We start from the raw sequence: 21,493 nt of genomic DNA on the forward strand, positions 1-21,493 counted from the left end.
CTGCCCCATAAGCCCCGACGTGCGCAGTCGCCTGAGCCGGATCGACCACCCGAGGAACCGTCTTGACCACCGCCCCCACACCCGACGGCCGCTTCTGTAACCCCGCGCAACGCGGCAGCGGGGCCGGGACCGCATCCGTACACCCGACCGCGATGGTCCCCGCACAGCACAGCCGTTGCCAGCAGGCTGAGCGGCTCGACGGCATTGCCACCGGCCTCCTTGACCACCCCGACGCCCACGCCGCGGCCCAGGCAGCAGCCGTCGAGAACCTGCTGCGCTGCTGGGTACGCGAGACCAGTCTCCCCGCTCCCTGTCATGGCACCCTCCACATCCCGCTCCCTGCCAGCGGCACCGCTCTCCTCGTCCCCGTGCACCACTGGTCGCACACGGGATGGCACCGCTTCGGCCTGCCGTATCTGGCCGCCGCTCCAGAAGAGGCCCCACCTCTCGACGCGGTCACCCTTGCCGCACTGCTCGCCCGGGAGACGCCCGGTGGTGATGTCGCGCCCGGGCCCGGCGCAGGCACCGACCTTGTCGCGCGCGTCGCCGACTCCGTCCGCCGTGTCGGCATCTTCATCGCCGACCGGCGAGAGCCTCCCGCGGACGAACCGGACCTCTTCCTGGCAGCCGAGCAGGCACTCCTCCTCGGACACCCTCTGCACCCGACCCCGAAGAGCCGCGAAGGCCTCACCGACATCGAAGCGCGTCTCTGGTCGCCCGAGATGCGCTGTTCCTTTCCCCTGCACTGGATGGCTGTCGCTCCCTCCGTACTCGTCACCGACTCCGCCTGGACCGAACGCGGCCGTGTCGTCCCCGCGGCTCGTCTGACCGCTCACCTGGCAGGAGCCGACCTCCCCCTGCCCGACGGCTACACCGCCCTTCCGCTGCACCCCTGGCAGATGCGCGAACTCCGCCACCGCAGCGATGTAGCCGCCCTGCTGGACGCCGGAGTTCTCCGGGACCTCGGAGCGCATGGTTCCTCCTGGCACCCCACCTCCTCGGTCCGAACCGTCTACCGGCCCCACGCCCCCGCCATGCTGAAGCTGTCGCTGGGGCTGCACATCACCAACTCCCGTCGTGAGAACCTCCGCAAGGAACTGCACCGCGGCGTCGAGGCCCACCGCCTGCTGCGTACCGGGCTGGCCCAGCAGTGGCAGTCCGCACACCCGGGGTTCGACATCGTCCGCGACCCGGCATGGCTCGCCGTCGACGGACCGGACGGCAGCCCTGTGCCCGGCCTCGACGTGGTGATCCGGCACAATCCCTTCACGCCCACAAATGACGTCGCCTGTGTCGCCGGCCTGACGGCACCGCGTCCCCATCCCCAGCCGGCCCCGTCCGCCGGCTGCCCTCGGCCCGACCGGCCCGCGCAACGGTCCCGGCTGGCAGAGGTCGTCACGCAGCTCGCCGGAAGGACCGGTCGCGCCCGCGGCGCCGTCGCCGCCGAGTGGTTCCTGCGCTACCTCGAACAGGTCGTCCGTCCTGTGCTCTGGCTGGACGGCGAGGCCGGAGTCGCCCTGGAGGCACACCAGCAGAACACGCTCGTCCTGCTGGACGGCGACGGCTGGCCGGCCGGCGGCCGTTACCGCGACAACCAGGGCTACTACTTCCGTGCGTCACGGCGCGCGGAGCTCGCGGCGCGACTCCCGGGCATCGGCGAGCGCAGCGACACCTTCGTGTCCGACGAAGTCACCGACGAGCGATTCGCCTACTACCTGGCGATCAACAACGTGTTCGGCCTTGTCGGTGCGTTCGGCTCGCAGCACCTGGCCGACGAGCGGCTGCTGCTCGCCGCCTTCCGCTGCTTCCTCGAACGCGCTGCCTCCGGTCCCGCCCGGATGCGTAGCCCGCTCCCTGCCCGCCTCCTCGACTCACCCGTGCTGCGCTGCAAGGCCAATCTCCTGACCCGCCTGCACGGGCTCGACGAACTCATCGGCCCGGTCGATACCCAGTCCGTCTACGTCACCATCGCCAACCCCCTCCATTCCTGATCACCACCCACCAACTCACCCACAAGGAAGACGTCCCGACACCGCCTTCTGAGAGGAGCTCCACATGCCTCCGACCGACGCGAGCGCCGACGCCGGTACCGCCCCCGTGACGGACACGAGTCCTGGCCCGGGCGAGGCCAAGGTCCCGTCCGAGGCCAAGGTCCCGCCAGAGGACACCGACGCCGAGGACACGCTGGACCTGCGTCTGCCCGGCGAGCTGCTCGCGTTCCTAGCCGGGCAGGTGCCCGACGCGGACGCGTCCGAGCCTGCCGCGGCCACGCGGCTGAGAGCCGCGCCGACCGTCCGCGACGACCTGCTCGATCAGGTCTGCGACTGGGGGCCGATCGACACACCCGCGGGCGTGTTCCAGCTCGTGCCCGTGCGCGTCGAGCGGGACCTTCCCCTCATCGGCCGCTGGATGAACGACCGGGCCGTGGCCGCGTTCTGGAAGCTGGACGGAACCCAGGACCGGACCGAGGAGCATCTGAACGCCCAACTGGCCGGCGACGGGCGCAGCGTTCCCTGTCTCGGCGTGCTGGACGGCGCCCCGATGAGCTACTGGGAAATCTATCGGGCCGACCTCGACTCACTGGCCCGCTACTATCCCGCCCGGCCCCATGACACCGGCATCCACATTCTCATCGGCGATATCGCCAGACGGGGAAAAGGGCTGGGTCGCACACTGCTGAGATCCGTTGCGGACCTCGTCCTGGACAAGCGGCCCGCTTGTGCGCGCGTCGTAGCGGAACCGGACATTCGCAACACCCCCTCCGTGGCCGCCTTCCTCAGCGCCGGATTCCGGTTCGCCGCCGAGGCCGAGCTGCCTGACAAACGGGCCGCCCTCATGATGAGAGACCGGTCCCTGAGCCATCTGCTGTAGCGCTGTGCCACAGCGTCATCACTTTTGGTACACCGGCCACGGCGATTCGGTTCCCAGTCGATTTGCTCGACTTCGGCGCGAAGGGGTGGGGACTTGGCAAACCGATCGTCCGCCGCCCTGCTTCACACAAGTCCGATCCTCACTGGACCCCACCCGGTCCCCACTGCCCAAATGCCGCTCCCGATCGCTCCACAGCAGGCCCCGGCCTCGGCTCGTACCCCTTCACCCACCGATCGTCACAGCCCCCCTGGCCTCACCGTGATCACCCGTTTGTCAGTGCCGCGCCGTAGGGTGGTCGAGCTATGACGAAGCCCTCACTCCCCGAACTCCTGCATGCCGCCGTCACAGCCGTCGGTGGTACGGAGCGCCCCGGCCAGGTGACCATGGCCGAATCCGTCGCGGAGGCGATCGACGACGGCTCCCATCTGCTGGTGCAGGCCGGCACCGGGACCGGCAAGTCGCTGGGCTATCTGGTGCCCGCACTTGCCCACGGCGAGCGTGTCGTCGTAGCGACCGCCACGCTCGCGCTGCAGCGCCAGCTGGTGGAGCGGGACCTGCCGCGTACGGTCGAGGCGCTGCACCCGCTGCTGCGCCGCCGCCCGGAGTTCGCCATGCTGAAGGGCCGGTCGAACTACTTGTGTCTGCACCGCCTCCACGAGGGCGTTCCGCAGGACGAGGAGGAGGGGCTCTTCGATCAGTTCGAGGCGGCCGCACCCACCAGCAAGCTGGGTCAGGACCTGCTCCGGCTGCGGGACTGGTCGGACGAGACCGAGACCGGCGATCGTGACGACCTGACGCCGGGCGTGTCGGATCGCGCCTGGGCCCAGGTGTCGGTCTCCTCGCGGGAGTGCCTGGGCGCGTCGAAGTGCGCGTACGGCGCCGAGTGCTTCGCGGAGATGGCCCGGGAGCGCGCCAAGCTCGCCGAGGTCGTCGTCACCAATCACGCCCTGCTGGCCATCGACGCCATCGAGGGCGCCCCGGTTCTTCCGCAGCACGAGGTGCTGATCGTGGACGAGGCGCACGAACTGGTCTCGCGGGTCACCGGGGTCGCCACGGGTGAGCTGACCCCCGGCCAGGTCAATCGCGCCGTACGCCGCGCCGCGAAACTCGTCAACGAGAAGGCCGCCGATCAGCTCCAGACCGCAGCCGAGGGTTTCGAGCGGCTGATGGAGCTGGCGCTGCCCGGCCGGCTCGAAGAGATCCCGGAGGGTCTCGGCTACGCGCTGACGGCCTTGCGCGACGCCTGCCGCACTGTCATCTCCGCGATCGGCGCCACGCGGGACAAGTCAGTCCAGGACGAGGACGCGGTCCGCAAGCAGGCACTGGCCTCCGTGGAGACGGTGCACGACGTGGCGGAGCGCATCACGCACGGCTCGGAGTGGGACGTCGTCTGGTACGAGCGCCACGACCGCTTCGGCGCGTCTCTGCGCGTCGCCCCCATGTCGGTCTCGGGCCTGCTGCGGGAGAAGCTCTTCGCGGACCGCTCCGTGGTCCTCACTTCCGCGACCCTGAAGCTGGGCGGCGACTTCAACGGCGTCGGTGCCTCGCTGGGACTCGCCCCAGAAGGCACCGAGGGGGGCGACTTCCCGCAATGGAGGGGTATCGACGTCGGCTCGCCGTTCGACTACCCGAAGCAGGGCATCCTCTACGTGGCCAAGCACCTGTCGCGCCCCGCGCGGGACGGCGACCGCGCGGACATGCTGGACGAGCTGACGGAGCTGATCCAGGCGGCGGGCGGCCGCACCCTCGGCCTGTTCTCCTCGATGCGGGGTGCCCAACTGGCCGCCGAGGAACTGCGCACGCGTCTCCCCGAGTTTCCGATCCTCCTCCAGGGCGAGGAGACGCTGGGCGAACTGATCAAGAATTTCGCGGCCGACCCGAAGACCTGCCTGTTCGGCACCCTGTCTCTCTGGCAGGGCGTGGACGTACCCGGACCCAGCTGCCAGCTGGTCGTCATGGACAAGATCCCGTTCCCCAGGCCCGACGACCCGCTGATGAGCGCCCGGCAGAAGGCGGTCGAGGAGGCGGGCGGCAACGGCTTCATGGCGGTGGCCGCCACGCACGCTGCTCTGCTGATGGCACAGGGCGCCGGTCGCCTCGTGCGAGCTTCGGGGGACCGCGGTGTCGTCGCCGTACTCGACCAACGGCTGGCCACGGCCCGCTACGGGAGCTATCTCAAGGCGTCACTGCCCGACTTCTGGTACACCACGGACCGTAACCAGGTGCGCAGGTCGCTGGCCGCCATCGATGCCGCTGCCCGGCAGGCGGGGTCACAGCCGGCCACATAGCCGCAGGCCCGGTGGACAGCGGGCCGGCCCGGCGTACAACGCCTGGGGCCGGCCCCTTCTCGAAGTCCCTCGGCGAGGTGCGAAGTCCTCGGCGTCGTGGGATCCGGCCTTCCGCTTCTTGACGTCGGCGCATCGACCGATCATGCGCCGCACAGCACAGGACCCCGGAACCGGCGCAGGGGTCCCGGGGCCCGGTCAGGGGGGCGGTCGTGACAGAGCCGCCCGCGGGGCATCACACCCGGCGCAGAACGGCGACCACCTTGCCGAGGATCGTCGCGTCGTCGCCGGGAATCGGCTCGTACGCGGAGTTGTGCGGCAGCAGCCATACGTGGCCGTCCTCGCGCTTGAAGCGCTTGACGGTGGCCTCGCCGTCGAGCATCGCGGCCACGATGTCACCGTTCTCGGCAACCGGCTGGCGGCGGACGGTGACCCAGTCGCCGTCGCAGATCGCGGCCTCGATCATCGAGTCACCGACGACCTTGAGCACGAACAGCTCACCGTCACCGACGAGCTGCCGGGGGAGCGGGAAGACGTCCTCGACCGACTCCTCGGCGAGGATCGGGCCACCGGCGGCGATACGGCCGACCAGCGGCACGTAGGACGCGGCGGGCTTACCCGCGGTGTCCGTGGGCTGCACGGATGCGGCCTGGTCGGAGCCGCGGACCTCGTACGCGCGCGGGCGGTGCGGGTCTCGGCGCAGGAAGCCCTTGCGCTCCAGTGCCATCAGCTGGTGTGCCACGGAGGACGTGCTGGACAGGCCGACCGCCTGGCCGATCTCCCGCATCGACGGCGGGTAGCCGCGCCGCTGTACCGAATCCCTGATGACCTCGATCACGCGGCGCTGCCGGTCGGTCAGCCCGGAGCTGTCCGCCCGGATGCCTGGAGGTCGGCCCGGCAGGGAGCGCTTGTGCCCCTCTGGGTTCGTGGCTTCGTTCATCGCATGCACCGGCTCGAGTCGGCCCTGGGAGCGGTCCTGGGCAGTGATGGTGGCACTGTCTGCGGTGGTGGTCACGTCGGCCCCTCTCGATGGTCTCCCTGCTGGACAACGGTAGTTGCTTTCGAAAGGTTGCGCCAAACACACGTTCGAGTGAAAAAGTGCGAATCGCGGGACGCGATCTTGCGTCTGGGTGTATGGCTAACGCGGTGCCGCACGGACAAAAGTGCCCATTGTTGTACCCTTCACCGCCGGGGTGGCCCTCGTGAAGTGCGGCCCAGTCTGCCATCCGGTGCCCCGTTCACCGGGTACCGGCCCCCGTGTGCGCGTGAAGTCCTACGCCTTCTCCCTGCGCCGCCCACCGTATCTCCCCAGGTGCGGCCGCGGTACGGCTGTGCGTCGAGGTGCCGGATGTGCCGCACGCGCGCGTGCGGCACGGTGGCCCTGCCGACACGCGAGCCTGGGTCGATGTACGAGCCAATCCCCACATCTAGTGGTTGGATGGCTACAGCAGCCCAGAAGTTGTGGTCCCCCCGGTCTTGCGTCGCGCGATCATCGCCTATGCTTGTGCTCGCTTCGAGGGGCCTGGGGGCCTGTTGAGGCTATTGAGTCTGCTGTGAGGAGGGTTGGGAACCATGCACTGCCCCTTCTGCAGGCACCCCGACAGTCGTGTGGTCGACAGTCGTACGACCGACGACGGCACGTCGATCCGCAGGCGCCGCCAGTGCCCTGACTGCTCCCGTCGTTTCACGACCGTGGAGACGTGTTCGCTCATGGTGGTGAAGCGGTCCGGAGTCACCGAACCCTTCAGCCGTACCAAGGTCATCAACGGCGTGCGCAAGGCGTGCCAGGGGCGGCCTGTCACCGAGGACGCCCTCGCCCAGCTCGGCCAGCGGGTCGAGGAGGCGGTGCGGGCCACCGGAAGCGCCGAGCTGACCACTCATGACGTGGGGCTGGCCATACTCGGCCCACTGCAGGAGCTCGACCTTGTCGCCTATCTGCGATTCGCGTCCGTCTACCGGGCGTTCGAGTCGCTTGAGGACTTCGAGGCGGCGATCGCGGAACTCAGGGAACGGCCGGACCGCCCCGCCGGGGGCGGCGAGGACGGCGGCGCGGGGGGCCAGGAAGACGACCGCGGGTCCGGAGGAGCAGCTCAGCTCCCCGAGCCCGCTCGCTCCGCCGACTGAGCGGCGGGCCGGGATCGGAGGCGGCATCCGGACCGGCAGGTCGGCGGCGACCGAAGACCTGTTGCGGGCGGCGGCGAGCGGACCCCGCAACACCAGACAGAACACCGTGCCACGGGAACATCGGGGCACTTCAGGGCGTTTTAGCCCGTACAGGGAGGCGGCATGACAGAGACGGCGAGCGGTCCGGCACGGAGCTCCCGCGCCAAGGGCACCAAGGCGACCAAGGGACTGCGTATCGAGCGCATCCACACCACTCCCGGCGTGCACCCGTACGACGAGGTGGCCTGGGAGCGCCGTGACGTCGTCATGACCAACTGGCGCGACGGCTCGGTCAATTTCGAGCAGCGTGGCGTCGAGTTTCCCGACTTCTGGTCGGTGAACGCGGTCAACATCGTCACCAGCAAGTACTTCCGCGGTGCCGTCGGCACCCCGCAGCGCGAGACCAGCCTCAAGCAGCTGATCGACCGCATCGTGAAGACGTACCGGAAGGCCGGCGAGGACCACAAGTACTTCGCCTCGCCCGCCGACGCCGAAATCTTCGAGCACGAGCTGGCGTACGCCCTCCTGCATCAGATCTTCAGCTTCAACAGCCCCGTCTGGTTCAACGTCGGCACCAAGCAGCCCCAGCAGGTCTCCGCCTGCTTCATCCTGTCCGTCGACGACTCCATGGAGTCGATCCTCGACTGGTACAAGGAAGAGGGCATGATCTTCAAGGGCGGCTCCGGAGCCGGCCTGAACCTCTCCCGGATCCGCTCCTCCAAGGAGCTCCTCTCCTCCGGCGGCAACGCCTCCGGTCCGGTCTCCTTCATGCGCGGCGCCGACGCCTCCGCAGGAACGATCAAGTCCGGTGGCGCCACCCGCCGCGCCGCCAAGATGGTCATCCTCGACGTCGACCACCCCGACATCGAGGACTTCATCGAGACCAAGGTGAAGGAAGAGGAGAAGATCCGCGCCCTGCGCGACGCGGGCTTCGACATGGACCTGGGCGGCGACGACATCACGTCCGTCCAGTACCAGAACGCGAACAACTCGGTCCGTGTGAACGACGAGTTCATGAAGGCGGTCGAGCAGGGCGGCAAGTTCGGCCTGCGCGCGCGGATGACCGGTGAGGTCATCGAGGAGGTCGACGCCAAGGCCCTGTTCCGCAAGATGGCCGAGGCCGCCTGGGCCTGCGCCGACCCGGGCATCCAGTACGACGACACCATCAACCACTGGCACACGTGCCCGGAGTCCGGCCGTATCAACGGCTCGAACCCGTGCAGCGAGTACATGCATCTGGACAACACGTCCTGCAACCTCGCCTCGCTGAACCTGATGAAGTTCCTCAAGGACGACGGCAAGGGCAACCAGACCTTCGAGGTCGAGCGTTTCGCCAAGGTCGTGGAACTGGTCATCACCGCGATGGACATCTCCATCTGCTTCGCGGACTTCCCGACCCAGAAGATCGGCGAGAACACGCGCGCGTTCCGTCAGCTCGGCATCGGCTACGCCAACCTCGGCGCCCTGCTCATGGCGACCGGCCACGCGTACGACTCCGACGGCGGCCGCGCCCTGGCCGGTGCCATCACCTCGCTGATGACCGGCACGTCGTACCGGCGTTCCGCCGAACTCGCCGCGGTCGTCGGCCCGTACGACGGTTACGCCCGCAACGCCCAGCCGCACCTGCGGGTCATGAAGCAGCACTCCGACGCCAACGCCGCGGCCGTGCGCATGGACGACCTGGACACGCCGGTCTGGGCCGCTGCCACGGAGGCCTGGCAGGACGTGCTGCGCCTCGGCGAGAAGAACGGTTTCCGTAACTCCCAGGCGTCCGTCATCGCCCCGACCGGCACCATCGGTCTGGCGATGTCCTGCGACACCACCGGCCTGGAGCCCGACCTCGCCCTGGTCAAGTTCAAGAAGCTGGTCGGCGGCGGTTCGATGCAGATCGTCAACGGCACCGTCCCGCAGGCACTGCGCCGCCTGGGCTACCAGGAGGAGCAGATCGAGGCGATCGTCGCCCACATCGCCGAGCACGGCAACGTCGTCGACGCGCCGGGCCTCAAGCACGAGCACTACGAGGTCTTCGACTGCGCCATGGGCGAGCGCTCCATCTCCGCGATGGGCCACGTCCGCATGATGGCCGCGATCCAGCCCTGGATCTCCGGCGCCCTGTCCAAGACGGTCAACATGCCGGAGTCGGCGACCGTCGAGGAGGTCGAGGAGATCTACTTCGAGGCCTGGAAGATGGGCGTCAAGGCGCTCGCCATCTACCGTGACAACTGCAAGGTCGGCCAGCCGCTCTCCGCCAAGACCAAGGAGAAGGAGAAGGCCGAGATCACGGAGAAGGCCGAGGCCACCATCCGTGAGACGGTCGAGAAGGTCGTCGAGTACCGCCCGGTCCGCAAGCGCCTTCCGAAGGGCCGTCCCGGGATCACCACGTCCTTCACCGTCGGCGGCGCCGAGGGCTACATGACCGCCAACTCCTACCCGGACGACGGTCTCGGCGAGGTCTTCCTGAAGATGTCCAAGCAGGGCTCGACCCTGGCGGGCATGATGGACGCCTTCTCGATCGCCGTCTCGGTGGGCCTGCAGTACGGCGTGCCGCTGGAGACGTACGTCTCGAAGTTCACGAACATGCGCTTCGAGCCGGCGGGTATGACCGACGACCCCGACGTCCGCATGGCCCAGTCGATCGTCGACTACATCTTCCGCCGCCTGGCGCTGGACTTCCTGCCCTTCGAGACGCGCTCCGCGCTCGGCATCCACTCCGCCGAGGAGCGCCAGCGTCACCTGGAGACCGGCTCGTACGAGCCGTCGGAGGAGGACGTCGACGTCGAGGGTCTGGCCCAGTCGGCCCCGCGGGCCCAGGAACTCAAGGCCGTCGCCACGCCGAAGGCCGACATCGAGGCGGCCAAGCCCGCCCCGAAGCAGGCCCACACCAGCGCCGAGCTGGTGGAGATGCAGATGGGCATCCAGGCCGACGCCCCGCTGTGCTTCTCCTGCGGTACGAAGATGCAGCGTGCCGGTTCCTGCTACATCTGCGAGGGCTGTGGCTCGACGAGCGGCTGCAGCTGACGTCTGACACATAGCGCCTGACACGAGGGGTGCCGGCTTCGCGCCGGCACCCCTCGTCGTGCTCAGGTGCGTGCTCCGCGGACGCGGCCTCGACGAGGGGCCAGGGCTGTGGCTCTTGACCCGTCGAACGAGTGGACGTGATGTCGGCGAGCCGTCACGCCGGGTTGTCCGCCCTATCGAACGAGTGGATACGGCGTCGACGAGCCGTCACCGCCAGGATGTCTGCCCCATCGAACTGGTGAACGTGCTGGGGTCGTCCTCGTAGCCCTGGACACCGGCATGCAGGTCCCACGCCCCGGAGTCGCCGCGGACGAACTCCGCGACCCGTGCCGCCGTGGAACCAAGGACGTTGCCGAAGTCGTCCGTGGCGAGGTCCGTGTAGCCCTCGCGGATGCGCAGCGACGGCTTGACCACGCTGACGAACGTGCGGCGGTCGGGGCGCTGCTGGATGACGACGCCGACCACCACGCGCGCGTAGCGCGGGTCCAGCCGGTCGAGTTCGACCGTCATGACCTCGTCCCAGCCGAAGCCCTTGCCGTCCTTGCTGTCCCGGTTGAGCGTGATCGTGCCGTCCGGGGAGCGGCTGTCGAAATGGACCGTGTAGGCGGGGTCGCCGTACGGATCGCTCGCCGGATAGGTGGCGGCCACTATGTCCAGATCGGTCGGCGGCTGTCCCGCCGGGCTCGGGTCCCACTTCACCGCGATCTCGACCTTGCGGATCCCCTTGGTGATGCCGCTCATCGGACGTCGTCCCCCTTTCCATGCGCCCGCAGCCCGAACTGCCGGGCGATTGAAGCCGGTTGTCCATCCTGCCACGCGCGCGGGTGGGCGTGCGGCGGGTGCTGTGCCCGAACGTGACCGGCGCCACGTCCATGGCCGTACGATGGCGCGGTGCTGGTCAAGTGGATTCGCTGCACCGTGGTGGACCGCCGCGGCTTCGAGCGGGGGCAGCGAAAATGGGCGGGGCTTCTGGGGGAGCCGGGATTTCGAGGACAGGGCGGAGGCTGGAGCCGTAGCAGGCCCTCGGTGGCGCACATCTTCGCCTTCTGGGAAAGCCGTGCTTTCTACGACTCCTTCATGGCCCGCTCCCACGACCGGTTGGCAGCGGCCCAGTCCGGCACCTTCAAGGACGCCCAGGTCAGGCTTTTCGACTACCGCTTCGATGTGAAGACCGGCTTCGAACCGCGCTTCACGGATGCCGACCTCGTCAGGGTGGCCGTCTGCCGTGTCCACGAGCAGCGCGTCGAGAACTTCACGCTGATGCAGGAGAAGGTCTGGAACCCCGCGATGGCCGGCTCGCCCGGGATGATCCGCGGGCTGTTCGCCGAGGCCCCGGGGCACGAGTTCATGGTTCTGTCGATGTGGCGGTCGGCCGCGGAGCACGGCAAGTACCGTACCGAGCGTGTCGAGCGGCTCGCCCTGCGTGCGCAGACGGAGGCCGACGTCGCGGCGCTCACGGGCGACATCGTGGAGCTGGAGCCGAGCTGGATCGTGTGAGATCCGGCCCCCGTATACGTGCGCCCTTTGTGGCGTATGGTGCGGAAACTGTGTGACCTCCGCCGTATGGAGGCCGTACGAGTGCTCGATATGGCGTCGTCCGATCTAGGGTTTTGGCATGGCACGACCACGGCGCATCGTCCTTGTCCGGCACGGCGAGTCAACGGGCAATGTTGATGACTCCGTATACGAACGCGAACCCGATCACTCACTGGCACTGACCGAACGCGGCTGGCAACAGGCTGAGGAGGCCGGTAAGCGGCTGCGCGACGTCTTCGGGCGGGAACGCGTCAGCGTGTACGTCTCCCCCTATCGCCGTACCCACGAGACGCTCCGGGCCTTTCACCTCGACCCCGAACTCATACGCGTGCGTGAGGAGCCCCGGCTGCGCGAGCAGGACTGGGGCAACTGGCAGGACCGGGACGACGTCCGACTGCAGAAGACATACCGCGACGCGTACGGGCACTTCTTCTACCGCTTCGCTCAGGGCGAGAGCGGTGCCGACGTGTACGACCGGGTCGGCGGCTTCCTGGAGAGCCTGTACCGCAGCTTCGAGGCGCCGGACCACCCACCGAACGTCCTGCTGGTGACGCACGGCCTGGCCATGCGGCTGTTCTGCATGCGCTGGTTCCACTGGACCGTCGCCGAGTTCGAGTCTCTGTCGAATCCCGGGAACGGCGAGATACGGATGCTCGTTCTGGGGGAGGACGGCAGGTACACGCTCGACCGGCCGTTCGAACGCTGGCGAGATCCGGAACCGTACGGGATCACTGACTAGAGTGGCAGGGCAATGACTGACTCCTCTCCCGGCGGGCGCCTGGCTCGCGCCGTGGCCAGCCTGCGCGGACTCGCGGTCGGGGACGCCCTGGGCTCCCAGTTCTTCGTGCCGGTGAACTACCCGCTGCTCAAGCGCCGCGAGCTGCCGCCCGGCCCCTGGCAGTGGACCGACGACACGGAGATGGCCTGCTCCGTGGTCGCCGTCCTCGCCGCCCACCAGCGCATCGACCAGGACGCCCTCGCCCGTTCCTTCGCCGAGCACCACGACTTCGACCGCGGCTACGGCCCCGCGGTCAACCGGCTGCTGCGGCTGATCCGGGAAGGCGGCGACTGGCGGGAGCTGTCCTCCGCGCTCTTCAACGGCCAGGGCTCCTGGGGCAACGGCGCCGCGATGCGCATCGCCCCGCTGGGCGCCTGGTACGCCGGCGACCCCGAGCAGGCCACGCACCAGGCGGAGATCTCCGCGTACCCGACGCATCAGCACCGTGAGGCCGTGGTCGGCGCCATGGCTGTCGCCGCGGCCGCCGCGCTGGTTGCTGCCCCCGGCGGACCGCCCAGCCCCGAGTCGTTGCTCGACGACGTCGTCGCGCTCGTGCCGAAGAGCGCCGTCGGCGCGGGGCTGCGCCGTGCCCGCGACATGCTCGACTACGGCGACCCGGCCACGGTCGCGGCGGTGCTCGGCTGTGGACGGCGTACGACCGCCCATGACACCGTGCCTTTCGCCCTCTGGTCGGCCGCCCGCTCCCTCGGCGACTACGAGGAGGCGTTCTGGACGACCGCCCAGGCCGGCGGCGACGTGGACACCACCTGCGCCGTCGTGGGCGGCGTGCTCGCCGCGGGTAAGGCCGGGACGCCGCCCGTCGAGTGGTGGCGGCAGACGGAGGCGCTTCCCGAGTGGGCGCCTGAGGTGCCGGTGTAGTCCGTCGGCGGGTGGGCGGTCCTGCCCGTCGGCAGATTGCAGGTCCAGTCCGTGTCCGGGTTGCCGGTCCAGCCCGTCGCCGGGCTCGGCGAGCGAGCCCGTCGGCAGATTGCCGGTCGTTTGTCCTGGCCTCCCCATGGAGTTGAACTCTCTGTGTCCGGCGGGAACTCTCCGTGATCGAGAGCTCGTTGTCGTGACAACTGCTGCGCGCGATCCGCGCGTGCGGGACAAGAGCGCTGGAGGGGGTGGCGGTGATGCTGGTGCCGCAGAGTTTTTCCGTGCCGGTCGAGATTGTCGTCCTGGTTGCGGTGTGGGGAGCGTGCTCACTGATCGCCGGTGCGATCTCCGCGTGGCGCGTCTCCCTACGGGCGCCTGCCCCGGCGCTACCGTGGCCTGCCCGAGCGGTGCGCATCCCCTCTTCTGATGCCGCTCCGCCCGTTCGTCGGCAGGCGACAGGCCGTCCGTCACCCCTCGCGAGAGGGCGCCGCCGCCGACGCACGCCCGTTGCGCACGTCAGCGACGTTCCGAGGCCGATCCGTGATCCTCTACGTTCAGCCGACCATGGGGCCGGTCGTGCCGGCGAGGGCGTCAAGGTCGCTCTTTCGTACCCGGATCACCAGCCAGGCTGTGGCCAGGGCGAGTACGGCCATGGCCGCTGCCGGGATGAAGGCCGTCGAGATGCCTTGCGCGAGCACCTCGTGGCCCCAGGGCGCGGGAAGCTGATGTGTCTGGGCGAACTCGGCCTTCTGCTGGGCCGTGCCTTCGGCGAAGAAGTTCGGCAGTTGCTGCTCCGCCGCGTCCCTGCTGGCCGTGCCGAACACGGTGGTGAGAATGGCAAGGCCCAGCGAACCGCCCACCTGCTGGGTGACGTTGAGCAGACCGGACGCCGCTCCCGCCTCGTGCTGGGCGACACCGGAGACGGCGGTGACCGTCGCGGTCACGAAGTTCAGGCCCATGCCGAAGCCGAAGACCACCATCGGCCCGAGCACTGCTCCGGCGTACGAGCTGTCGTGACTGATGAAGGTCAGCCACGCGAGTCCGACGACGACCAGTGCCGATCCGGCGAGCATGAAGGGCTTGGGGCCGAGGACGGGCAGGAACCGCTGCGACAGGCCGACGCCGATCACGATGGCGACGGTGACGGGCAGGAAAGCGAGGCCTGCCTTGATCGGGCTGTAGCCCAGCACGTTCTGCACGAACAGGACGATGTAGAAGAACATGCCGAACATGGCAGCGGCCAGGCTCAGCATGATCACGTACGTTCCCGAGCGGTTGCCGTCGGTGAACATCTTCAGCGGGGTGATCGGTTCCCTGGCCCGCATCTCGACGAAGACGAAGGCCAGCAGCAGGACCAGCGCCACGCCGAAGGACACGAGGGTAAGACCGTCCCGCCAGCCCTCTTCCGCGGCCCGGATGAAGCCGTACACCAGGGAGGCCATGCCGATGGTCGACGTCAGTGCTCCCGCTATGTCGAAGCGGCCGGGGTGGCGTTCGGACTCGTTGATGTAGAGCGGCGTGAGGACGGCGATCAGGACGCCGATCGGCACGTTGACGAACAGCACCCAGCGCCAGTCGAGCCACTCCGTGAGCATTCCGCCGGCCAGCAGGCCGATGGCGCCGCCACCGGCGGAGACGGCGGCGAAAACGCCGAACGCGCGGTTCCGTTCCGGTCCCTCGGCGAACGTGGTGGTGATCAGTGCCAGCGAGGTCGGCGAGGCGATGGCCCCGCCCACGCCCTGCAGGGCACGCGCGGCGAGCAACTGCCAGGGTTCCTGTGCGATGCCGCCCAGCAGGGAGGCGAAGGTGAACAGCAGGATGCCGGTCATGAAGACACGGCGGCGGCCGAGGATGTCACCGGCGCGGGCGCCGAGCAGCAGCAGTCCCCCGAAGGTCAGCGTGTACGCACTGACCACCCAGGTGAGGTCGGTGGTGCTGAACGCGAGCGCTTCCTGAATTTGCGGAAGGGCGATGTTCACAATGGTGGCGTCGAGTACCACCATGAGTTGGCAGGCCGCGATGACGGTGAGTGCGATGCCCGGACGCCCTTGGCGGCGGGCGGCGGTGCTGGGTATGTGGTCCTGGATCTTCTGAGAGGTCGTCACTATGGGTCCCCCATGAATGGCTTAGTGAACGCTCGCGTTCACTGTCGCGCCAACCGTAGTGATTCCCCGCTAGTGAACGCAACCGTTCACTTAGATTGCTGTGGCGCCGCGCGTCCCCCGCGGTCGTCACATGGCTCGACCTCCTTCCCCAGATCCCCGCTTCCCTGTTCGTTGGAGACATCCGGATGGTTACTTCGCGCTGGACGGCCGCCCCCGCTCAGGCGGCCCCGTCCCGTCGGCGCGGTGCTGTGCTCGAGACCGCGATTCTCGAAGCCGCGCTGGAGCAACTCGGTACGGTCGGCTGGCACGGCCTCACGATGGAGGGCGTGGCGACCCGTGCCCAGACCGGCAAGGCCGCGATCTACCGCCGCTGGCCCTCCAAGGAAGACCTCGTTGCCGACGCCCTCCGGGCCGGGCTGCCCGGCATGGGGGCGGCGCCCGACCTCGGGAGCGTGCGCGACGACCTGGTGGCGCTGACCCGGCTGGCGCGCGACGCGATGTACTCGCGCCCCGGCTCCGCACTCCGCTCCGTGATTCACGAATGCGACAGCGCTCAGGCGGAGCGGTTCCATGACGTCATCGTGCAAGGCGTGGTGGAACCCGCGATCAGGGTGCTGCACGAGGTGATCGACCGTGGAATCGAAAGGGGAGAGGTGCGGTCCGACGCGGCGAACGGATACGTCTACGACGCCGTGCCAGCGATGATGATGTATCGGTCGAAGGTGTGCGGGAGCGAATGGTCGGACCAGGATATCGAGGAGATGGTCGACCAGTTGATGGTTCCACTGCTGCGCCCCATCGGGGGCTGAGGCGAGGCTGCCGCGTCGCTGGCGGCGTCTTGGGCGACCAGGGTGTCGCGGGTCGTGGGGGGCGGCGTAATCTAGGTGCGCCATGCCCTACGAACCACCTACTCACACCGTCGAGCGCTCCCTTCGCGCAACGACCGGAGCGAAGATCATTGCCGGTGTCGACGAGGTGGGGCGCGGCGCCTGGGCCGGGCCCGTCACCGTCTGCGCGGCGATCACCGGACTGCGTCGGCCTCCCCTGGGCCTCACCGACTCCAAGTTGCTCACCGTGAAACGGCGGACCGAGCTCGCCGAGTTGTTGCGGACGTGGGTGACGTCGTACGCCCTCGGCCACGCGTCCCCGGAGGAGATCGACGATCTCGGAATGACGGCGGCGCTGCGGCTCGCGGCGGTGCGTGCCCTGGAGGGGCTGCCGATCCGTCCCGACGCGGTGATTCTCGACGGTAAGCACAACTATCTCGGGACGCCGTGGCAGGTTCGTACGGTGATCAAGGGCGATCAGTCGTGCGTGGCCGTAGCGGCGGCATCGGTGATCGCCAAGGTTCAGCGCGACAAAATGATGGCCGAACTGGGTATCGACCATGCAGACTTCGGTTTTGCGGACAACGCCGGGTATCCCTCACCCGTGCACAAGGCCGCACTGGCGGAGCGGGGCCCCACCCCCTACCACCGGTTGACGTGGGCGTATCTTGATGCGCTGCCGCAGTGGCGGCACCTCAAGAAGGCCCGCAGCTGGGCGGACGGAAGTGTTCCGGAGATCGATGGTCAGCTCGGCTTCGATTTCTGACGGTTCCGGTCGCACGTATGTGCCACCCACTGGCGCGAGCCGTACCAACGTTTGATAGACATCAACTCATGCCTCTCATCCCCGAGGAGCCTCAGATTCACGAGAGTGCCCAGGGTCCCCGCGCAGCTTCGGCCAGTGGCCGTACCGCGCCGACCCCTCGTCCCGTACCCGGCCCCCGCCCCGCGGCCCCGCCGCGTCCTGGTCGTCCCGGCGCTCTCCGGCCCGCGCCGCCGGCGCAGCGTACGGGGGCGACCGTGACCAAGCCCGGACCCGCTGGTCCGGCCGCAACTGCCGCCCCTGCCGCGCCCCTTCCGGCTTCGGCTCCGGCCACTCCGCAGATCCAGCTGATCCCGGCCCCGGCCGAGGGTGCGCTGGACGCTGCCGAGGAAGCCGTGGACCTGCTGCTGGAGTCTGGCCGCGCCCCGAATGACGTGCTGGTGATCACCACCGGTGAGCCGCACCCGTGGGCCGCTCACGAGCTGTCCTTCGGGGAGGCGTCCTACTGGGCTCAGCATGATGCCCGCGACGACGTCTTCTACGCCGACGCCGCCGTGGCCGGTCGTGCCGCGTCCCGGCCCGTGGTCGTGGTCGCTGTCAACGGCGGTTCCGACGCCGCTGCCGCCACCGCACTGCCACTGGCTCTCACCCGGGCCGACGCTCTGCTGATCGTCTGCGGCGACCCGCAGCAGATCAACTCGGTGCTGGGCGCGGGCGTCTGAGCCGGTTCCCGCCAGAGCGGCACCCGCGGGCCGGCCGACCGCCGTCCCGGCGGGAACTGCACGGTGGTGCCTTCGGCATGCTCGCGTGACGGGCGGGCCCGGGCGTCGGGCCTGTTCGCGACGGCGGCGGTGTACGTGTGCTGTTGTCTGTCCGGGGAGGGTTGCGAGGTCCTCCAGCCTGTCTGGGTGTGAGGCCTCCTGTCCGTCCGGAGGAGTGCGTGACCGTCCTCCGGTCATTGCCAGGAGTGCGTCACCGTCCTCCGGTCATTGCCAGGAGCGCGTCACCGTCCTCCGGTCATTGCCAGGAGCGCGTGACCGTCTTTCGGTTTTTGCGGGGAGCGACGCTGCCGCCAGGTTGCTCGGGGTCTCTACGCCGCCGTTGTGTGTCAGAGAGGGAACCGGTACTCGTGGTGGGGTTGCCTCAGCGGGCTGCCACGCGGCTCAGAACCTCGGATGCGGCACCTCCGGTGCGCGGCGGTGGGGGCGGTGCCTCGGACGTCGCGAACGGCTCGGGCGCTGATCCGGAGTTGGGGCGGCGGCCACCCCGGCCCTCGCCGAAGACCTGCCAGCCGTCGCGGGTCAGCGTGATGTATGCCCCGCAGCGCAGGCCGTGGAGGGTGCAGGCGTCACGCAGGCCCCACATCCACGCGCCGTCCTCCTCCGTCCAACGCGCGTCGCCCTCGCGGCAGTAAAGCAGCACCGCGGTGCGCACCGGGGTGCGGCGGCGCAGGTCGTGGGGGATGACCCGGCGCAACTGGTCGAGCAGCGCGTTGCGGAACATCCAGCCGTCGGCGAGCGCGGGGCGCCTGGTGAAGGAGGCACTCGCGCACAGCCGATCGTCCGCGTCGAGCACGGCCACGATCGCCGTCGACAGCTGAGGGCGGTGCCGCGTGTGCAGTCCGCTGACGACTTCCCGAGGGTTGCGCAGCAGCGGGATGCCCGCAGCGGCCCACTCCGCGGGCTCCAGCAGTCGCGCCGCAGCGTTGGCTGATGCGCCGGAAGTCGACGTGGATACCGCGGAGGACGGAGCGAATCCGAAGGTCACGTTTCTCCCTTCGGCTACGCGCCCACACTGCGGGCGGGGTCTGGATCGGGGGAGCGCACACCGCAGCAGAGCCCTACCTGATCACGGGGTGAGCCGTGCGGGGAGCGGACCCTAATTCTTCCCGTCGAACTTGGATGCGGCAACGAGCAATTGGGGCGCCCGGCCCTTATCGAATGGTCTGTGGCTTATATCCGTACCCGGTGGGGAGTTGAGTGATGCCGGGTGTGGCAGCACGGGTGCGGCGCTCGCAGGTGGTTGCACGCGCGGGGATCACGGACGCGGCGGCAGTGTGTGCGATCAGCCCTGGACGGCGAGTACAAGAGGCAACACCGCCTGGGCGCCCGCGCGCCGGAGCAGGCGGGCAGCGACGGCGAGGGTCCAGCCGGTCTCCGTGAAGTCGTCGACCAGGAGGACGGGGCCGGGCGTTTCGGCGAGCGCCGCGCTGAGTGCGGGCGGTACGGTCAGCGCCCCGTCGAGCGCTTTGAGGCGCTGGGCGCTGTTGCTCCGGGAGACCGGCGTCACCTCGGCCGCGTACTCCACCGAACCCAGCAACGGCAGGCGGCCGACCTCCGCGATGCGGGCGCCCAGCGAGCCGATCAGCTGCGGGCGGGTGCGCGAGGCGACCGTCACCACCCCGACGGGGCGCGGCTGGGCGTCCGCCCCGCCCGAGGCCCAGCCGCCGGGCCCTTTGGCCCAGTCGGCCAGGACCCCGACCACCGCCTTCGCGACGTCGTCCGGCACCTGTCCGTCCGGAGCCTGCGGTGTGAGCATCGGCCGTAGCCGGTTGCCCCAGCCGATGTCCGACAGGCGCCCCAGCGCCCGGCCCGGTGCAGCCTGGTCTCCGGCTGGGATACGGCCCTTGAGGTCCACGCCGATCGCCGGCAGGCCGGTCGGCCACATCCGGCGCGGCTCCACCTCGACGCCCGCCCGGCCCAGGTCGACGCGCGCGGCATCCAGCGCGGCCGTGGACGTGTCCGCGGCGAAGCGCGCACCCGCACAGTTGTCACAGCGACCGCAGGGCTTGGCGCCCTCGTCGTCCAGTTGGCGTTGCAGGAACTCCATGCGGCACTCCGTGGTCGCCGCGTACTCCCGCATCGCCTGCTGCTCTGCCTTGCGCTGCCGGGCGACCCAGCCGTAGCGCTCCGAGTCGTACGTCCACGGTTGCCCGGTCGCGATCCAGCCGCCCTTGACCCGGTGCACCGCCCCGTCCACGTCGAGAACCTTGAGCATGGTCTCCAGCCGGGAGCGACGCAGCTCCACCAGAGGTTCCAGGGCGGGCAGCGACATGGGCCGCTCCGCGCGCGCGAGGACGTCGAGGGTGCGGCGGACCAGCTCTTCCGACGGGAAGGCGAGTGAGGCGAAGTACTCCCAGATCGCCTCGTCCTCCTTCCCGGGCAGCAGGAGTACCTCCGCGTGCTGCACGCCTCGTCCCGCGCGGCCGACCTGCTGGTAGTAGGCGATGGGGGAGGAAGGCGAGCCGAGGTGGACCACGAAGCCGAGGTCGGGCTTGTCGAACCCCATCCCGAGGGCCGATGTGGCCACCAGAGCCTTCACCTTGTTGCCGAGCAGATCGTCCTCGGCCTGCTGGCGCTCGGCGTTCTCCGTCTTCCCGGTGTACGACGCGACGGCGTGCCCGCGGTGCCGGAGGAACGTGGTCACCTCCTCGGCGGCGGCCACGGTCAGCGTGTAGATGATCCCCGAGCCGGGCAGCTCGTCGAGGTGGTCGGCGAGCCAGGCCATGCGGTGCGCCGCGTCGGGCAACGCCAGCACCCCGAGGCTCAGGCTCTCCCGGTCCAGCGGGCCGCGCAGGACCAAGGCGTCCGACGTGCCGCCGGTGCCGAGCTGCTCCGCGACGTCGGCCGTGACGCGGGCGTTGGCGGTGGCCGTGGTGGCGAGCACGGGCACGCCCGCCGGCAGTTCGGTCAGCATGGTGCGCAGTCGCCGGTAGTCCGGGCGGAAGTCGTGGCCCCAGTCGGAAATGCAGTGGGCCTCGTCCACGACGAGGAGCCCGGTCGTCGCCGCGAGCGCGGGGAGCACGTGGTCGCGGAAGTCCGGATTGTTCAGGCGCTCCGGGCTGACCAGCAGGACGTCGACCTCGCCGGCGGCGATCTCTGCCTGGACGGTGTCCCATTCCTCAGTGTTCGCGGAGTTGATGGTCCGGGCGTGGATACCTGCGCGGGCCGCCGCCTCGACCTGGTTGCGCATCAGCGCGAGCAGCGGGGAGACGATCACGGTCGGGCCGCTGCCGCGGGCCCGCAACAGCGAGGTCGCCACGAAGTACACCGCGGACTTGCCCCATCCCGTGCGCTGCACGACGAGGGCGCGGCGCTTGTCGGCGACCAGTGCCTCGATCGCCCGCCACTGGTCCTCGCGCAGGCGGGCCGTGCCCGTGGCGTCACCGACCAGGCGTGCGAGGACAGCGTCGGCGTCCGCCCGGAGTTCCGCGTTGCTCGTGTGCTCCATGCGTCCATACAACAGGACGGCACTGACACTCGGGCCGGGCG

At 69.5% G+C, this 21,493-nt stretch carries 16 protein-coding genes; 11 read left to right on the plus strand and 5 right to left on the minus strand.

The genetic code is table 11. From position 1 onward, the window contains the following. The first annotated feature begins 62 nt into the window (after positions 1–62). The 3 genes from ACIHCM_RS27220 (at position 63) to ACIHCM_RS27230 (ending at position 5,159) form a co-directional block, all read left to right on the plus strand. Positions 63–1,991, plus strand: coding sequence for an IucA/IucC family protein (locus ACIHCM_RS27220; RefSeq protein WP_399901010.1), 1,929 nt, complete (start codon positions 63–65; stop codon positions 1,989–1,991). A 64-nt stretch (positions 1,992–2,055) separates the two neighbouring features. Then, positions 2,056–2,871: a GNAT family N-acetyltransferase gene (locus ACIHCM_RS27225; protein WP_399901014.1), complete on the plus strand. Its 816-nt coding sequence runs from the start codon at positions 2,056–2,058 to the stop codon at positions 2,869–2,871. A 302-nt stretch (positions 2,872–3,173) separates the two neighbouring features. Further along, positions 3,174–5,159: an ATP-dependent DNA helicase gene (locus ACIHCM_RS27230; RefSeq protein WP_399901017.1), complete on the plus strand. Its 1,986-nt coding sequence runs from the start codon at positions 3,174–3,176 to the stop codon at positions 5,157–5,159. Between the two features lie 232 nt (positions 5,160–5,391). Here the strand turns inward: ACIHCM_RS27230 and lexA are convergent, their stop codons facing one another. Continuing rightward, positions 5,392–6,171 (minus strand): transcriptional repressor LexA, encoded by a 780-nt coding sequence (gene lexA, locus ACIHCM_RS27235; RefSeq protein ID WP_210589133.1) that lies wholly within the window; start codon positions 6,169–6,171, stop codon positions 5,392–5,394. A 557-nt stretch (positions 6,172–6,728) separates the two neighbouring features. On the opposite strand from lexA, the gene nrdR reads away from it, so the two are divergent. Further along, entirely contained in the window at positions 6,729–7,280 is a 552-nt protein-coding gene (nrdR, locus tag ACIHCM_RS27240; protein ID WP_399901020.1) for a transcriptional regulator NrdR, read from the plus strand. Between the two features lie 162 nt (positions 7,281–7,442). Beyond that, the gene (locus tag ACIHCM_RS27245) at positions 7,443–10,337 is read left to right on the plus strand and encodes a vitamin B12-dependent ribonucleotide reductase (protein WP_399901023.1); all 2,895 of its coding nucleotides are present in this window, start codon (positions 7,443–7,445) and stop codon (positions 10,335–10,337) included. Between the two features lie 207 nt (positions 10,338–10,544). Here the strand turns inward: ACIHCM_RS27245 and ACIHCM_RS27250 are convergent, their stop codons facing one another. Then, complete coding sequence (locus ACIHCM_RS27250) at positions 10,545–11,153, minus strand: TerD family protein (protein WP_399901026.1); 609 nt, start codon at positions 11,151–11,153, stop codon at positions 10,545–10,547. A gap of 75 nt (positions 11,154–11,228) precedes the next feature. Here ACIHCM_RS27250 and ACIHCM_RS27255 point away from each other — a divergent pair, with 75 nt between their 5' ends. The 3 genes from ACIHCM_RS27255 to ACIHCM_RS27265 all read left to right on the plus strand — a co-directional run bounded on the left by ACIHCM_RS27255 (position 11,229) and on the right by ACIHCM_RS27265 (position 13,530). Then, the gene (locus ACIHCM_RS27255) at positions 11,229–11,834 is read left to right on the plus strand and encodes a YdbC family protein (protein ID WP_399901029.1); all 606 of its coding nucleotides are present in this window, start codon (positions 11,229–11,231) and stop codon (positions 11,832–11,834) included. Positions 11,835–11,952: 118 nt separating this feature from the next. Then, on the plus strand, positions 11,953–12,612 hold the full coding sequence (locus ACIHCM_RS27260) for a histidine phosphatase family protein (RefSeq protein ID WP_399901032.1): 660 nt from the start codon (positions 11,953–11,955) through the stop codon (positions 12,610–12,612). A gap of 12 nt (positions 12,613–12,624) precedes the next feature. Next, positions 12,625–13,530 (plus strand): ADP-ribosylglycohydrolase family protein, encoded by a 906-nt coding sequence (locus tag ACIHCM_RS27265; protein ID WP_399901035.1) that lies wholly within the window; start codon positions 12,625–12,627, stop codon positions 13,528–13,530. A gap of 551 nt (positions 13,531–14,081) precedes the next feature. Here ACIHCM_RS27265 and ACIHCM_RS27270 read toward each other — a convergent pair. Continuing rightward, positions 14,082–15,632: an MFS transporter gene (locus tag ACIHCM_RS27270; protein ID WP_399901038.1), complete on the minus strand. Its 1,551-nt coding sequence runs from the start codon at positions 15,630–15,632 to the stop codon at positions 14,082–14,084. Between the two features lie 185 nt (positions 15,633–15,817). Here ACIHCM_RS27270 and ACIHCM_RS27275 point away from each other — a divergent pair, with 185 nt between their 5' ends. From ACIHCM_RS27275 to ACIHCM_RS27285, 3 genes are all read left to right on the plus strand, one after another. Further along, entirely contained in the window at positions 15,818–16,441 is a 624-nt protein-coding gene (locus ACIHCM_RS27275) for a TetR/AcrR family transcriptional regulator (RefSeq protein WP_399901251.1), read from the plus strand. Positions 16,442–16,523: 82 nt separating this feature from the next. Beyond that, positions 16,524–17,225: a ribonuclease HII gene (locus ACIHCM_RS27280; RefSeq protein WP_399901041.1), complete on the plus strand. Its 702-nt coding sequence runs from the start codon at positions 16,524–16,526 to the stop codon at positions 17,223–17,225. A 68-nt stretch (positions 17,226–17,293) separates the two neighbouring features. After that, positions 17,294–17,944: a hypothetical protein gene (locus ACIHCM_RS27285; protein WP_399901044.1), complete on the plus strand. Its 651-nt coding sequence runs from the start codon at positions 17,294–17,296 to the stop codon at positions 17,942–17,944. Positions 17,945–18,365: 421 nt separating this feature from the next. On the opposite strand, the gene ACIHCM_RS27290 is transcribed toward ACIHCM_RS27285, so the two are convergent. Further along, on the minus strand, positions 18,366–18,989 hold the full coding sequence (locus ACIHCM_RS27290; RefSeq protein ID WP_399901047.1) for a hypothetical protein: 624 nt from the start codon (positions 18,987–18,989) through the stop codon (positions 18,366–18,368). Between the two features lie 297 nt (positions 18,990–19,286). Next, positions 19,287–21,452 (minus strand): RecQ family ATP-dependent DNA helicase, encoded by a 2,166-nt coding sequence (locus ACIHCM_RS27295; RefSeq protein ID WP_399901050.1) that lies wholly within the window; start codon positions 21,450–21,452, stop codon positions 19,287–19,289. Positions 21,453–21,493 lie beyond the last annotated feature (41 nt).

This window comes from Streptomyces sp. NPDC052023 (assembly GCF_044548465.1).
Classification (GTDB): Bacteria; Actinomycetota; Actinomycetes; order Streptomycetales; family Streptomycetaceae; genus Streptomyces.